The following is a 14553-nucleotide window of genomic DNA, read 5'->3' on the forward strand; positions in this document are numbered from 1 at the left end:
GCCGCCGGCCGCCCCGCCGCGCGGGCGCAAGGCCGACGCTCTCGCTCCGGTCGCCGCGCGGCGCGCGCGGGGCCGGGCGCGCTCAGTCGTCCTCGCCGAACCCGCCGGCGACCAGCGCCTCCAGCGCGTGGAGCAGGCGCTCGGCCTCGGGCCCCTCGGTCTCGACCTCGATCACCGAGCCCTGGGCCGCGGCCAGCATCATCAGCCCCATGATCGAATCGCCCGAAACTTCCAGCCCGTCGCGTCGCACCATGGCCCGCGCGTCATGCGCCTCCGCCACCGACACGAAGCGGGCCGAGGCGCGGGCATGGAGCCCCTTGCGGTTGACGATGGTCAGCGCCCGGACCAGGTCCGCGGTCATGCCTGCGCCCGCCGCCGCGCCGCCAGAATGCCGCCGGCGCTGTCGAGATATTTGCGTCCCGCCGCCAGCGACAGCGTCACCGCTTCGTCCAGCGGCAGGGTCCGGGATTTGGCCAGCTTGACCAGCAGCGGCAGGTTGGCCCCGTAGATCACCTCGGCCAGCGGCCGCGACAGCGCCCCCATCGCGAGGTTCGAGGGGCTGCCCCCGAACATGTCGGTGATCAGCACCACGCCGTCGCCGCAGTCGACTTCCTCGGCCGCGGCGGCGACTTCCTCCTGCCGGGCGCGCAGATCGTCATGGGGGTGGATGGCGATGGCGCGGGCGCCCTCCATCGGGCCGACCACATGCTCGGTCGCGGCCAGCAGCTCCTGCGCCAGCCCGCCATGGGCGACGATCACGATGCCGATCATGCGCCGCCCTCCCGGCGCGCGCGCCCGAAGCCGGCGCATCCCGCCGCGTCGGGGCTGATCCATGATACGTCCTCGTCGTCGTCCCGCGTCATCCGTGCCATCCGCACCCCTTGTCCTCCGCCGCGCCGCGTCGAGCGGCGTTCTCCCGTCCCGCCTCGCCCCAGCGCGTCGCGCCGCCCCCGGCTCGACGCGCCTCCGCGTCTCATCCCGGCTCCCGCGCCGCCGGCTCCCCCGCCGCCAATTCCCTGTGGCGCACCGTGGCCTTCCAGCCCGCCGCACCCAGCCGCGCGGAAAGATCCTCGGCCGCCGCGACCGACCGGTGCCGGCCCCCGGAACAGCCGAGCGCCATACAGTAATAAGCCTTGCCTTCCCGTCTATACGCTGGAAGCAACAATAACGTCAGCCCCAGCACGCCCTCGATGAACGGAATGTAAAGCGGGTCGCCCTGCACATGCGCCGCCACCGGCCTGTCGCGCCCGTCCAGCGGCCGCAGCGCCGGCTCCCAATGCGGATTGGCGAGGAAGCGGCAGTCGAGCACGGTGTCCGCCTCGCGCGGGGCGCCGCGTTTGAACGAGAACGACTGGATCGAGATCGTCAGCCCCCCCGCCGCCCCCGGCTCCCCGCCCGGCGCGCCGAGCGCCGCGAGCCGGGCCTTGAGATCATGCGGGGTCAGGTCGGTGGTGTCGATCACCAGGTCGGCGCGCTCGCGCACCGGCCAGAGCAGGGCGCGTTCGCGCGCGATGCCGACCTCCACGCCCGCGTCGCCGGCCAGCGGATGGCGCCGCCGCGTGGCCTTGAAGCGGTCGATCAGGTTCGCGTCGGCGCAGTCGAGAAAGATCACCCGCAGCGCCAGATCCGCCCGCGCCCGCAGCGCCTCGATCCGCGCCAGCAGCGCCTCGGCGGTGAAGCCGCGGGTCCGCACGTCGACCCCGAGCGCCAGGGGGCGGATGTTCCGGGGCCCGCCGCCGGAGGCCTCGTCGCCCGCGCAAGGCCGCCCCCCGGCGCCGGCGCCGCGGGCCGGATCGGGAGCGACCTCGGGGGCGCCGGCCTGCGTCAGCAGGCGTTCGATGAAGCCCAGGGGCAGGTTGTCGATGGCCTCGTGGCCCATGTCCTCCAGCGCGCGGATGGCGGTGGAGTGGCCGGCCCCCGACAACCCGGTGACCAGCGTGACCGGCGCGCGCGCGGCGGACGACGGCGCAAGCGGCGGCGGCGCGGGCGATTCGACCGGGGCCGCGTCCTCCATGTCTTCGCCGCGCAGGGCAGGCGTCATCGCATCGTTCCTCGCCCTTAGGGGCGTCCGCGTCATGCCGGGGGCCCGCGATGGCGGTCCCGTCTCGCGCCCGGCGCCCGGTCAGGGCGCGTGGCGTCGGCCGCCGGCGCGCAGCAGCGCCATCAGCGCCGCCGCCGGTCCCGGCAGTCCGGCGCAAAGAATGCGCGGCAGGCCGGGATCCGGCAAGCCCGCGCCCCGCGGCGGATCGAACCGCAGGGCCTCGGGCAGGCGGGCGTCGGGCGGGGCCGAGAGGTCGGCGACCAGCGCCAGCGCCACCGCGCCGCGCCCGGCTTCCGCGACCGTCTCCAGCCGCAGGATGCCGATGCCGCGCGCCTCGATCAGGCCGTTCAGCGCGGGCGGGCAAGTGGCGGATATGGTGTCCCCGGGGCCTGCGCGCAACTCGGTGCGGTCGTCCGCCACCAGAACCGCCCCGCGGGAGATCATCTCCAGCGCCAGCGCCGATTTCCCCGATCCCGACGGCCCCAGGATCAGCGCGCCGAGCCACACGCCGTCCGGCCCCTCGACCGCCACGCAGGAGGCATGGAGGATGACCGGGCCAGACCCCGCCGCGCCCGGCCCCGTCATCCCGGCAGTTCGACCACGAAGCGGGCGCCGCGGCGGGCATGGCCTTCGGGCCGGATGTTCTCGGCCCGGATCCGCCCGCCATGCGCCTCGACGATCTGGCGCGAGATCGACAGGCCGAGCCCGGAATGGTTGCCGAAATTCTCGGCCCCCGGGCGTTCGGAATAGAACCGCTCGAACACCGACTGCAGATTGTCGTCGGGAATGCCCGGCCCCTCGTCCTCCACCGTCACCCGGATCTGGCCGTCGCCGCCGCGCGCCGCGGCGATGCGGATCTCGGAATTCTCCGGCGAGAAGCTGATCGCGTTCTCGATCAGGTTGACGAAGACCTGCGCCAGCCGCCCCTCGATGCCGCGCACCTTGAGCGGTCCGCGCACCGCCTGGGCCCGGATCCGCGCGCCGTGCTTGTCGGCCTTGGCCTGGTTGAACTCGGCCAGCGTCTCCAGCAGCGTGGCCAGGTCGAAGGGCTCGCGCTCCTCGCGCACCAGTTCGGCGTCGAGGCGGGACGCGTTGGAGATGTCGGTGACCAGCCGGTCGAGCCGGGCCACGTCATGCTCCATCACCTTCAGCAGCCGCTCCTTCTGCTCCTCGGTGCGGGCGTAGCGGGTGGTCTCCACCGCCGAGCGCAGCGACGACAGCGGGTTCTTGATCTCATGGGCCACGTCGGCGGCGAAGGCCTCGGTCGCCTCGATGCGGTGATAAAGCGTCTCGGTCATGCGCTTGAGCGCGCCCGACAGATGCCCGATCTCGTCGCCGCGCGCGGTCATGTCGGGCAGCTCGATGCGGCCGCCGCCCATGCCCTGCTCGCCCCGTTCGGCGGCGAGGGCGGCTTCGGCCAGCCGCTCGATCGGGCGGCCGATGGCCTTGGCGAGCAGCACCGACAGCACCACCGACACCGCCAGCGCCACGAAGAACACTTGCAGGATCGAATAGCGTTCGGAGCGCACGATGGCGTCGATGTCGCCGCCCTGGGTGGACATCACCAGCGCGCCGTAGACTTTCTTCAGCCGCTGGATGGGGACGGAGACCGAGACGATCAGCTCGCCTTGCGCATTGAACCGCTCGCCGCGCGCCGACTGACCGCCGAGCGCCGCGTAGACGCCCTGCAGCCGGGCCACGCCGCCGAGGATCTCGGTCGCCACCGGCTCTTCGCGTCCGCCGATGGTGAGCTCGCGCAGGAAGGCGCCGGCGTCCTGCAGCCAGTTGAGGGGTTCGCGGGTGCGGTCGAAGCGCGACGCGGGCAGGACCTCGATCTCGACCACCCCCGAGGGACCGGCCACCAGGGACGAATCGCTCATCAGCCTGGCGCCGCGGTCGAAGATCTGGGCGCGGACCTTGGCCGGGTCGACCAGGCGGTCGAGCACCAGCTGCGCCTTTTCGGGATCGATGCCGAGCGCGCCGTCGTCGCGACCGGCGGATTCGGCGAGCGTGATGGCGATGGTCTCGCCCTGGACCTCCAGCGCCTGGGTGCGCAGCTCGATCAGCTTGCCGCGGAAATCGTTGAGCGCCAGAACGCCGGCGACCAGCAGCCCGAGCCCGATGAGGTTGAACGACACGATCCGGCGGGTGAGCCGCGACGGCGTGCGGGGCGGCGGACGGACGAGACCGGGCTGCGACGCCGCGCCGCCCGCGCGCCTGTCGAGCGTCTCGTCGTCGTCGTAGACGTCGCCGTCGAAGGGGTCGAGATGGGCGAGCGGATCGCCTTCGTCGTCGTTCCGCCCGTCGCCTCGGGGCCGCCCGTCGCCTCGGGGCCGCCCCTCGTCCCGCGCCCGCCCGTCGTCCCACGCCCGGTCATCCGCTTCGGCTGCGTTTCCGCCCCCGATGCCGTTCCCCCCCGCAGTCCCGTCCCCGTCTCCGGCGGAGTCGTCCTGGCCGGCGCCGCGCTCGGGCGTCGAGCGCATGGCCGACATCCGGTCGGCCGACCCGGTCCCGCCCGCGCCGCGGCGGCGCGGTCCGGCGGCGCCCGCCACGTCGGATCCGTCGCGGGGCCAGCCTTCGGCGGGGGGCGGCATGGCGGGGTCAGACCTCCTTGTAACGATAGCCGACGCCATAAAGCGTCTCGATCGAGGCGAAGTCATCGTCGACCTGGCGGAATTTCTTGCGGATTCGCTTGATGTGGCTGTCGATGGTGCGGTCGTCCACATAAACCTGATCGTCGTAGGCGGCGTCCATCAGCTGATCGCGGCTTTTCACGAAGCCGGGGCGCTGGGCGAGCGCCTGGAGGATCAGGAATTCGGTCACGGTCAGCGTCACGCCCTCGCCGCCCCAGGTGCAGGAATGGCGCAACGGATCGAGGGCCAGCTTGCCGCGGGTCATGGCGCGGTCGGCTTCGGCCCGGTCGACCTCGGCCCCGTTCGCGGCCTCGCGGCGACGCAGCACGGCGCGGACCCGCTCGATCAGCAGGCGCTGCGAGAACGGCTTGCGCACGTAGTCGTCGGCGCCCATGCGCAGGCCCAGCACCTCGTCGATCTCCTCGTCCTTGGAGGTCAGGAAGATCACCGGCAGGTCCGACTGCTGGCGCAGGCGGCGCAGAAGCTCCATGCCGTCCATGCGCGGCATCTTGATGTCGAACACCGCCAGGTCGGGCGGCTGGGTGGTCAGCGCCGCAAGCGCGGCGGCGCCGTCGGTGTAGCAACGCACCTCGTAACCTTCGGCCTCCATCGCCATCGAGACGGAGGTGAGAATGTTCCGGTCGTCATCCACCAGCGCGATCTGGGTCATGGTCTCTCCAAGTCGTTGCGCGTCAGCCCCGCGCAAGGGGGCCGCCGCACGTGCTGCGACGGGACCTGCGGCGACTGCACGGGTCCTGCGGCCTGCGCGCGTTGACGCAGCGCCGTCGCCGGATCCGGTCCCACAGGACGGGTTATCCATGAGATGCGCAACATATCCGGCTCCAAAGCGGCTCGATTGAGGCCGAACTGCGCCATTTCGCCCGCGGCGAAGCTTCTGTCACATTCATGCCGATATGTTATAGCCCGATCAGACAGGGTTTCGGATCGGAATCGCTTTTTCAGGCCGGCGTCGCGCAATATCGCGCTGCGCCGGCCGAGCGTGTAAGGTTCGGGCTGACGCGACGTTGCGGCCAAGACCGCACGGGGGAGCGTCGCAAGAGGAAGCGATCGAAGGAGCGCACAGGTATGCAGCGAGGCGTGTTCAATCCCGAGCGGAGCCTTGAGGTCCAGGGTATCACCGGCCTCAAGGTCGCCCATTACAACCTCGAGGAGGCCGCCCTGATGCAGGAGGCGGTCGCCCGCGGCGAGGGCGAGATCGGCCGGGGCGGCGCGTTTCTCGTCTCCACCGGCAAACACACGGGTCGGTCCCCGCAGGACAAGTTCGTCGTCCGCGAGCCCTCCGTGGAGTCCGACGTGTGGTGGGAGAACAACAAGCCCATGGCCGCCGACGCGTTCGAGCGTCTGCGCGTCGACATGGTCGCCCATCTCGCGGGTCGCGAGCTGTTCGTCGAGGATCTGTTCGGCGGGGCCGATCCGGCCTACCGGCTCAATGTGCGCCTGTGCACCGAGCTCGCCTGGCATGCGCTCTTCATCCGGCATCTGCTGCGCCGGCCGGAGCGGGCGGAGCTGGCCGGGTTCGATCCCGAGTTCACCATCCTCAACGTGCCGAGCTTCAAGGCCGATCCCGCCAAGCACGGCTGCCGGTCCGAGACCGTCATCGCCATCAGCTTCGAGCGCAAGCTGGTGCTGATCGGCGGCACCTCCTACGCCGGCGAGAACAAGAAGTCGGTGTTCTCGATCCTCAACTTCCTGCTGCCCGCCCAGGGCGTGATGCCGATGCACTGCTCGGCCAACCACGCCATCGGCGAGCCGTCGGACGCCGCGGTGTTCTTCGGCCTGTCGGGCACCGGCAAGACCACGCTCTCGGCCGACCCCTCGCGCACGCTGATCGGCGACGACGAGCATGGCTGGTCGGACAAGGGCATCTTCAACTTCGAAGGGGGCTGTTACGCGAAGACCATCTCGCTGAGCCCCGAGGCCGAGCCGGAGATCTTCGCGACCACCTCCCGCTTCGCGACGGTGATCGAGAACATGGTCTACGATCCGCTCACCAAGGAACTGGATTTCGAGGACGACAGCCTGACGCCGAACATGCGGGCCGCCTATCCGCTGGACTACATCTCCAACGCGTCGGAGACGGGTCTGGGCGGCGCGCCCAAGAACGTGGTGATGCTGACCTGCGACGCCTTCGGGGTGCTGCCCCCGATCGCGCGGCTGACGCCGGCGCAGGCCATGTACCATTTCCTGTCGGGCTTCACCTCGAAGGTCGCGGGGACCGAGAAGGGCGTGACGGAGCCGTCGCCGACCTTCTCCACCTGCTTCGGCCAGCCGTTCATGCCGCGTCGTCCCGAGGTCTACGGGGCGCTGCTGCGCGACAAGATCGCCCAGCACGGCGCCACCTGCTGGCTGGTGAACACCGGCTGGTCGGGCGGGGCCTTCGGCACGGGCAAGCGGATGCCGATCAAGGCGACCCGCGCGCTGCTGGCCGGCGCGCTCGACGGGTCGCTGAACGGGGCGGAGTTCCGCAAGGATCCGAATTTCGGGTTCGAGGTGCCGGTCTCGGTGTCCGGCGTGGACAAGGCGCTGCTCGACCCGCGCGGCACCTGGTCCGATCCGGCGGCCTATGATGCGCAGGCGGCCAAGCTGGTGGCCATGTTCGCCGACAACTTCGCCCAGTACGAGCCGCATGTGGGCGATGAAGTCCGGGCCGCCGCGCCCGGGGCCTGATCCCGAGCCGAACGGCCCTCTCACGGGCCGGGACGACTGCGAAAGGGGGCGCGCCGGGGGACCGGCGCGCCCCCTTTCACGTCCGGGAGGCCGCGCGCCGGCCGTGGCTGCGGCATCGGCGGAGCGCCCGCGCGGCCCTGGACCCGGCCGCCCGGCGGCGCCGGCGACGGTCGGAGAGGTCGCCGCGATGCAGGCGCGGGGCGCCTTCGGATCGCCTCTCGGCGGCTCTGTCCTAACTTGCGGTTCGGCTCCGCAGCATGGTTTGCGGTCCCGCGAGCCCGCCCGCCTCTCTCCGCGCCCCGCCGCAGACCTGCGCCCGGCCGAGCTCGGCGTCTCCGTCGACCCGCCGCGCGGGCGGGGCGTCCCGGCTCTCGCCCCGGTCGTCGCGCGGCGTCCGGAGCGGGCCGCCGGGCGCCGCCCTCCGTCTTTCGACGCCACGCGGCGAAATCGCGGGCGCCCGCCCGCGCGCCGCGCTAGATTGCCCGCCGCCATGTCCGCCCTTGCCCCCACCCGCCCCTGCGACTCGATCCCCGCGCTCTGCCGAGCCTGCGGCCATGGCTTCGTCGCGCCCGCGCCCGCGACCGACGCGCCCCCCGTCGCCCGCCCGCGCTGCCCCGCCTGCCGCGCGCCCGCCGGCATCGCCCATGCCGAACTGCACGACCTCGCCGTCGCCCATATCGACTGCGACGCCTTCTACGCCTCCGTCGAGAAACGCGACGACCCGGCGCTGCGCGACCGCCCCGTCATCATCGGCGGCGGCCGCCGGGGCGTCGTCTCCACCGCATGCTATCTCGCGCGCACCCGCGGCGTCCGTTCCGCCATGCCGATGTTCAAGGCGCTGAAGCTCTGCCCCGAGGCCGTGGTCCTCCCCCCCCGCATGTCCCACTATGCCGAGGTCAGTCGGGAGATCCGCGCCCGCTTCGACGCGCTCACGCCGCTGGTCGAGCCGCTGTCGCTGGACGAGGCCTTCCTCGACCTCGCCGGCACCCGCCGCCTGCACGGCCTGTCGCCCGCCGCGGCGCTTGCCCGCCTCGCGCGCGAGATCCGGGCGGAGGTCGGCATCACCGTTTCCGTCGGCCTCTCCCACAACAAGTTCCTTGCGAAGATCGCCTCGGACCTCGACAAGCCCCGCGGCTTCGCCCTGATCGGCCGGGCCGAGACCCAGGCGTTTCTCGAGGATCAGTCCGTCCGCATGATCTGGGGCATCGGCGCCGCGACCGCCGAAAAGCTGGAGGCCGAGGGCCTGCGCACGCTCCGCGACATCAGACGCGCCGATCCCGACCGGCTGCGCGCGCGCCATGGCGCCTTCGGGGACCGGCTGATCCGGCTGGCGCATGGCGAGGACGCCCGCCCCGTGGCTCCGGACCGCGAATTGAAGACGCTCTCCAACGAGACCACCTTCGAGGACGACGTCTCCGACCCCGACCTGCTCGACGGGCATCTGTGGCGGATGGCCGAGAAGGCGGCGGGGCGCGCCAAGGCGCAGGGGCTGGCGGGACGGGTGGCGACGCTGAAGCTCAAGCGCGCCGATTTCCGCCTGATCTCGCGCCGGGCGACGCTGCCCGAGCCGGTGCAGCTCGCCGATGCGCTCTACCGTGCGGTGCGCCCGATGCTGGAGCGGGAGCTGGCCGCCGCGCCGTTCCGCCTGCTCGGCGTGGGGTTGGCGGGACTGGCGCCGGACGCCGAGGCGGGACGCTCCGCCGACCTGCTCGATCCCGACGCGGGGCGGCGCGCAGCGGCGGAACGCGCCTCCGACGCGATCCGCGCCCGCTTCGGGACCAAAGCGATTCTGAAAGGCAGGGCCTTGCGTTAGCCTAAGGGAAGCCGCACAAGGTGTGCGCAGCTGCCGCGATTTTCATCGGAATTTCGGTACGTAAATTAAAACTTTTATCATTTGATCAAAAAAATAGCCCTGAAATTCAGGAATTTGCCGGTGCACAAGCGGTTTCCGCCGCGATCCCCGTTGCTTTTGCTGCAGCGCACCTATAGCTTCCTTGTTGTGACGTCTGACGTCACCGCCCTTCTGGGCGTTTCCTCCCTAGACTTGGGCCGGGCTTGTCCTGGCCCTTTTTTTTGCGCGCTTTTTTGGAGGAAGCGCCGCGCGGCGCGGCGCAGGCCGACGCCACGGTCCCCCGCGATCCTGCACATGTCTCTGAAATCCAGGGTGAACCGCGGTCCGCCGGCGGCGGCCTATTCGGCGGCGAGCGCCGTCGCCTCGGGCCGCAGGGCGGCCAGCCGGGCGATCACAGGCCGCAGCGCGGCGCGCACCGCCTCGAAGCCCTCGCCGGGGACGATGCGGTCCTCGTCGAGGTAGAGCCCGCGGTCGATCTCCACCTGCACCGCATGCACGCCGCGCGCCGGGCGCCCGTATTTCTGGGTGATGTAGCCGCCGGCGAAGGGCGAGTTGCGCGCGACCGCGAAGCCGAGATCGCCGAAGGCCCGCTCGCATTCCGCCATGATCCACGGCGCGCAGGACACGCCGAAGCGGTCGCCGAGGATGATCTCCGGGCGCCGCCCCCGCACCCGCGGCGCCGCGCGCAGCGCGTCCGAGGGCATGGAGTGGCAGTCGATCAGCACCGCGCAGCCGGTCCGCGCCCGCGCTTCGTCCAGCAGACCCTGCAGCGCCGCGTGATAGGGGCGGTAGCAGCGGCGCAGCCGGTCCTGCGCCGTCTCCTGGGTCAGCTTGCCAAGATAGATGTTAACGCCTTCGGCCACCACGCGCGGGATCACGCCGAGGCCGGCGGCCAGCCGCGGGTTCAGCCCCGCGGCGCGCATGCCGGCGATGAGCGCGGGGTCCATCTCGTCCGGCCCCCGGTTCAGATCGACATAGGCGCGGGGCGCGAGGGCGTGGATCAGGGGGGCGCCGTGCTCGGGGGCCGCATCGAACAGCTGCTCGACGAAGGCGTCTTCGGAGCGGCGCAGGTCGTGGGCGTTGAGCCGCGAGGCGCGCAGCAGATCCTCGGGGTAGTCGCGTCCGGAATGGGGCGAGGAGAACACCGCGGACGAGCCTTGCGTCGCCGGAGCGAGGTCCGGGCGCAGGATGCGGAAGCCGTCGGGGGGAGCGGTTTCGGGCGCGTTCATCCCGGCACTATAGCGTGCTCGCGCGCCACGGGAATACAATTGGTGGCCGGGGCGGGTTCTTGCGTTCATACGCGTGCGAATATGTTCCCGGCGCCACGCCCCGCCCCCGTCCCGCCCTGCCAGGCTCCGGGCGAGGCTCAGGGCAGTTCGGCCTGGATGGCGCGCATCGCGGCGGCCGGGTCGGCGGCGCGCCAGACCGGGCGGCCGACCACGATATGGTCGGCGCCGGCCCGGATCGCCTCGCCCGGCGTCGCCGCGCGCTTCTGGTCGTCCATGCCGGACCCCGCCGGGCGCACGCCGGGGGTGACGATCAGCCGGCCGGCGGCTTCAGGCAGGGCGCGGATCGCCGCCGCCTCATGCGGGGAGGCGATGACGCCGTCGGCCCCGGCCTCGAAGGCGCGTCGCGCCCGCTCGGTCCCGATCGCGCCGATGTCGCCGGCCTCGATCATCGCCGCATCGAGGTCGGCGCGGTCGAGCGAGGTCAGCACCGTCACCGCCAGGATCTTCATCCCCGAGCCCGAAGCCCCCTGCATCGCCGCCCGCACCACATGCGGGTCGCCATGCACGGTGAGGAAATCGAGGTCGAAGGCCGCGAGCCGCTTCACCGCCGCCTCCACCGTCGCCCCGATGTCGAAGAGCTTCATGTCGAGGAACACGCGCTTGCCCTGGTCCTTCAACTCCATCGCCGCGGCGAGCCCGCCGGTGGTCAGCATGCCGAGGCCGATCTTGTAGAAGGCGCCTGCGTCGCCGATGCGCTTCGCGAGATCGAGCGCCGCGACCGCGTCGGGCACGTCCAGCGCCACGATCACGCGGTCGAGCGCGGCGCGCGCCGCGCGGGTCTGGGCGGCGGGCAGGGCGTGGACGTTGCTGGCCTCGGACATGGCGCGGTCTCCTGATCGGGGGCGGGGCGGGGATCCCCGCGCGATAATCCCGCGCAGGACGCCGGGCAAGCGAAAACGCGCGGCCCCCCGTCCCGCGCAGCGCATGATCCCTTCGCGCGACTTGCGCTGGGTCAAGGACTTGTGACCCCGATGGGCCTTACACATATTCCTACCCGAGAGGGGCGGGCCGATCCCGGGCGCCCCCGAACATCACAGGCCGGGCCAGGGCGCGCCATACGGGCGCCCGTTGTCCCAGGCGCTGCATCAGGAGAGCGTCATGGACTTTGAAAAGTTCACCGATCGCGCGCGCGGGTTCGTTCAGGCGGCCCAGACCATCGCGACGCGCGAAAGCCACCAGAAACTCGTGCCCGAGCATCTGCTCAAGGCGCTGCTCGACGACGGCGAAGGCTTCGCGGCCAACCTGATCGGGCGCGCCGGCGGCGACGCCGAAAAGGTGCGCCAGGCCGTCGACCGCGCGGTCGCCAAGCTGCCCAAGGTTCAGGGCGGCCAGTTCCACATGGACCCCGCCTTCGCCCGCGTCGTCGACCAGGCGGCGCAGCTCGCCCAGAAGGCCGGCGACAGCTTCGTGACCGTGGAGCGCGTGCTCGTCGCGCTCGCCACCGAGACCTCCGACGCCGCCAAGGCGCTCGCCTCCGGCGGGGCGACCGGGCAGGCGCTGACGAAAGCCATCGACGACATGCGCAAGGGACGAACCGCGGACAGCGCCTCGGCCGAGGAGACCTTCGAGGCGCTGGGCAAATACGCCCGCGACCTGACCGAGGCGGCGCGCGAGGGCAAGATCGACCCGGTCATCGGCCGGGACGAGGAGATCCGCCGCTGCATCCAGGTGCTGAGCCGCCGCACCAAGAACAACCCGGTCCTGATCGGGGAGCCCGGCGTCGGCAAGACCGCCATCGCCGAAGGGCTCGCCATGCGCATCGTCAACGGCGACGTGCCCGAGAGCCTGAAGGACAAGAAGCTGCTGAGCCTCGACATGGGCTCGCTGATCGCCGGCGCGAAATACCGCGGCGAGTTCGAGGAGCGGCTGAAATCGGTGCTGAACGAGGTCACCGCCTCCGACGGGCAGATCATCCTCTTCATCGACGAGATGCACACCCTGGTCGGCGCCGGCAAGGGCGACGGGGCGATGGACGCCTCCAACCTGCTGAAACCCGCGCTGGCGCGGGGGGAGCTGCATTGCGTCGGCGCCACCACGCTCGACGAATTCCGCAAGCATGTGGAAAAGGACGCCGCGCTCGCCCGGCGCTTCCAGCCGGTGTTCGTGTCGGAGCCGACGGTGGAGGACACCATCTCCATCCTGCGCGGGATCAAGGAGAAATATGAGGTGCATCACGGGGTGCGGATCTCGGACGCGGCGCTCGTGTCCGCGGCCATGCTCTCGCACCGCTACATCGCCGACCGTTTCCTGCCCGACAAGGCCATCGACCTGATGGACGAGGCCGCCTCGCGTTTGCGCATGGAGGTGGATTCGAAGCCCGAGGAGCTCGACGCGCTCGACCGCGAGATCATGCAGAAGCAGATCGAGTCGGAGGCCCTGAAGAAGGAGACCGACCAGGCCTCCCGCGACCGGCTGGAGAAACTGACCGTCGATCTCGCCCAGCTGCAGGAGGAGAGCGCCGCGATGACCGCCCGCTGGCAGGCGGAGCGGGAGAAGCTGGCGGGGTCCCGCGACCTGAAGGAGCGGCTCGACCGCGCCCGCGCCGAACTGGACGCGGCCAAGCGCGCCGGCGACCTCGCGAAGGCGGGCGAGCTCGCCTATGGCGTGATCCCGGGGCTGGAGAAGGGCCTGGCCGAGGCCGAGAAGGCCGAGAACAACGACGTGATGGTCGAGGAGGCGGTGCTGCCCGAGCATGTGGCGGCCGTCGTCTCGCGCTGGACCGGCGTGCCGGTGGACAAGATGCTGGAGGGGGAGCGGGACAAGCTTCTCGCGATGGAGGATGTCATCGGCGCCCGCGTGGTGGGGCAGGGCGAGGCGGTGCATGCCGTCGCCGCCGCGGTCCGGCGCGCGCGGGCGGGGCTTTCGGACCCCAACCGGCCCATCGGCTCGTTCCTGTTCCTCGGCCCGACCGGGGTGGGCAAGACCGAGTTGACCAAGGCGCTGGCCGACTTTCTCTTCGACGACGACCAGGCGATGGTCCGCATCGACATGTCCGAGTTCATGGAGAAGCACTCCGTCAGCCGTCTGATCGGCGCGCCTCCGGGCTATGTCGGCTATGACGAGGGCGGATCGCTGACCGAGGCGGTGCGCCGGCGCCCCTATACGGTGGTCCTCTTCGACGAGGTCGAGAAGGCGCATCCGGACGTGTTCAACGTGCTGCTGCAACTGCTCGACGAAGGGCGGCTGACGGATGGCCACGGCCGCACGGTCGATTTCCGCAACACGGTGGTGATCCTGACCTCGAACCTGGGGGCGGAGTATCTGACGTCCCTGCCCGACGGGGCGGGGGTGGACCAGGCGCGGGAGCCGGTGATGGCGGCGGTGCGCGCGCATTTCCGGCCGGAGTTCCTGAACCGGCTCGACGAGATCGTGCTGTTCGAGCGTCTGGGCCGCACGCACATGGCGGGGATCGTCACCATCCAGCTGAAGGGGCTGGAGACGCGGCTGGCGGATCGCAAGATCTCGCTGGACCTCAGCGTCGAGGCGCGGGCCTGGCTGGCGGAGCGTGGCTACGATCCGGTCTATGGCGCGCGTCCCTTGAAGCGGGTGATCCAAAAGGCGTTGCAGGATCCGTTGGCCGAACGGCTGCTGGCGGGCGAGATTCGCGACGGCGACACGGTTTTCGTGGGCGCCGGGGCCCATGGACTGGTGATCGGAAACCAGGCCGAAGCCGCCTCGGCGGAGGTTCCGGCGATGGTCCACTGACCCGGCGGAACCTGAAAGCTCAATGAAATCAAGGCCTGCGCCCCCGTCTGACGGGGGCGCAGGCATGACCGGCAGGATAATCGCAGCCCATGACGCTTTTCTGACGGAGGGCTGTTGACGGCCCCAGGCGAATCCCCTAGATAAGCGCTCACCGGACGACGGGGGCGACGCTCCCACCGACCGGGACAGCGGCAACCGCGATAGTCCAGAGCGTTTCGAAAGAAACGAGCTGGATCGGTTGTCGCCGCTCTTTGACATTATGATATGGGAAGGGACGTGCGGGCGGTTTGGGCCTTTTGGGTTTGACCGGCGTTTTAGGACGCACTGCACGTCGACTCGGTGAGG

The 14553-nt window shown here is 71.3% G+C and carries 11 protein-coding genes; 3 read left to right on the forward strand and 8 right to left on the reverse strand.

Going from position 1 to position 14553, the window contains the following annotated elements:
• Positions 1–82: 82 nt before the first annotated feature.
• The 6 genes from ACTB72_RS15740 to ACTB72_RS15765 all read right to left on the reverse strand — a co-directional run bounded on the left by ACTB72_RS15740 (position 83) and on the right by ACTB72_RS15765 (position 5344).
• Positions 83–361 (reverse strand): HPr family phosphocarrier protein, encoded by a 279-nt coding sequence (locus tag ACTB72_RS15740; RefSeq protein ID WP_463037952.1) that lies wholly within the window; start codon positions 359–361, stop codon positions 83–85.
• On the reverse strand, positions 358–771 hold the full coding sequence (locus ACTB72_RS15745) for a PTS sugar transporter subunit IIA (protein ID WP_463037953.1): 414 nt from the start codon (positions 769–771) through the stop codon (positions 358–360). Before ACTB72_RS15745 ends, ACTB72_RS15740 begins: the two co-directional genes overlap by 4 nt.
• Positions 772–973: 202 nt before the next feature.
• Entirely contained in the window at positions 974–2041 is a 1068-nt protein-coding gene (locus ACTB72_RS15750) for a RapZ family nucleotide-binding protein (protein WP_463037954.1), read from the reverse strand.
• A gap of 81 nt (positions 2042–2122) precedes the next feature.
• Positions 2123–2626 (reverse strand): HPr kinase/phosphorylase, encoded by a 504-nt coding sequence (locus ACTB72_RS15755; RefSeq protein ID WP_463037955.1) that lies wholly within the window; start codon positions 2624–2626, stop codon positions 2123–2125.
• A complete protein-coding gene (locus ACTB72_RS15760) occupies positions 2623–4635 on the reverse strand; it encodes a sensor histidine kinase (protein WP_463037956.1) in 2013 nt (670 codons plus the stop codon). Before ACTB72_RS15760 ends, ACTB72_RS15755 begins: the two co-directional genes overlap by 4 nt.
• A 7-nt stretch (positions 4636–4642) precedes the next feature.
• Positions 4643–5344 (reverse strand): response regulator, encoded by a 702-nt coding sequence (locus ACTB72_RS15765; protein ID WP_463037957.1) that lies wholly within the window; start codon positions 5342–5344, stop codon positions 4643–4645.
• 416 nt (positions 5345–5760) lie between these two features.
• On the opposite strand from ACTB72_RS15765, the gene ACTB72_RS15770 reads away from it, so the two are divergent.
• Together ACTB72_RS15770 and ACTB72_RS15775 are read left to right on the forward strand one after the other, a co-directional pair.
• A complete protein-coding gene (locus tag ACTB72_RS15770; RefSeq protein WP_463037958.1) occupies positions 5761–7362 on the forward strand; it encodes a phosphoenolpyruvate carboxykinase in 1602 nt (533 codons plus the stop codon).
• Between the two features lie 526 nt (positions 7363–7888).
• Positions 7889–9175, forward strand: a complete 1287-nt coding sequence (locus tag ACTB72_RS15775; protein ID WP_463037962.1) for a DNA polymerase IV — start codon at positions 7889–7891, stop codon at positions 9173–9175.
• A gap of 377 nt (positions 9176–9552) precedes the next feature.
• On the opposite strand, the gene ACTB72_RS15780 is transcribed toward ACTB72_RS15775, so the two are convergent.
• Both ACTB72_RS15780 and pyrF read right to left on the reverse strand, forming a co-directional pair.
• Complete coding sequence (locus ACTB72_RS15780) at positions 9553–10443, reverse strand: N-formylglutamate amidohydrolase (protein ID WP_463037959.1); 891 nt, start codon at positions 10441–10443, stop codon at positions 9553–9555.
• A 137-nt stretch (positions 10444–10580) separates the two neighbouring features.
• The gene (pyrF, locus tag ACTB72_RS15785; RefSeq protein WP_463037960.1) at positions 10581–11324 is read right to left on the reverse strand and encodes an orotidine-5'-phosphate decarboxylase; all 744 of its coding nucleotides are present in this window, start codon (positions 11322–11324) and stop codon (positions 10581–10583) included.
• A gap of 277 nt (positions 11325–11601) precedes the next feature.
• On the opposite strand from pyrF, the gene clpB reads away from it, so the two are divergent.
• On the forward strand, positions 11602–14208 hold the full coding sequence (clpB, locus tag ACTB72_RS15790) for an ATP-dependent chaperone ClpB (RefSeq protein WP_463037961.1): 2607 nt from the start codon (positions 11602–11604) through the stop codon (positions 14206–14208).
• Positions 14209–14553 lie beyond the last annotated feature (345 nt).

The organism is Albimonas sp. (assembly GCF_055129145.1).

Coding starts and splice junctions, on each gene's coding strand:
- ACTB72_RS15770 (WP_463037958.1), top strand. CDS start 5,761: ATGCAGCGAGGCGTGTTCAATCCCGAGCGGAGCCTTGAGGTCCAGGGT.
- ACTB72_RS15780 (WP_463037959.1), bottom strand. CDS start 10,443: ATGAACGCGCCCGAAACCGCTCCCCCCGACGGCTTCCGCATCCTGCGC.
- ACTB72_RS15765 (WP_463037957.1), bottom strand. CDS start 5,344: ATGACCCAGATCGCGCTGGTGGATGACGACCGGAACATTCTCACCTCC.
- ACTB72_RS15755 (WP_463037955.1), bottom strand. CDS start 2,626: ATGACGGGGCCGGGCGCGGCGGGGTCTGGCCCGGTCATCCTCCATGCC.
- pyrF (WP_463037960.1), bottom strand. CDS start 11,324: ATGTCCGAGGCCAGCAACGTCCACGCCCTGCCCGCCGCCCAGACCCGC.
- ACTB72_RS15760 (WP_463037956.1), bottom strand. CDS start 4,635: ATGCCGCCCCCCGCCGAAGGCTGGCCCCGCGACGGATCCGACGTGGCG.
- ACTB72_RS15745 (WP_463037953.1), bottom strand. CDS start 771: ATGATCGGCATCGTGATCGTCGCCCATGGCGGGCTGGCGCAGGAGCTG.
- ACTB72_RS15750 (WP_463037954.1), bottom strand. CDS start 2,041: ATGACGCCTGCCCTGCGCGGCGAAGACATGGAGGACGCGGCCCCGGTC.
- ACTB72_RS15740 (WP_463037952.1), bottom strand. CDS start 361: ATGACCGCGGACCTGGTCCGGGCGCTGACCATCGTCAACCGCAAGGGG.
- clpB (WP_463037961.1), top strand. CDS start 11,602: ATGGACTTTGAAAAGTTCACCGATCGCGCGCGCGGGTTCGTTCAGGCG.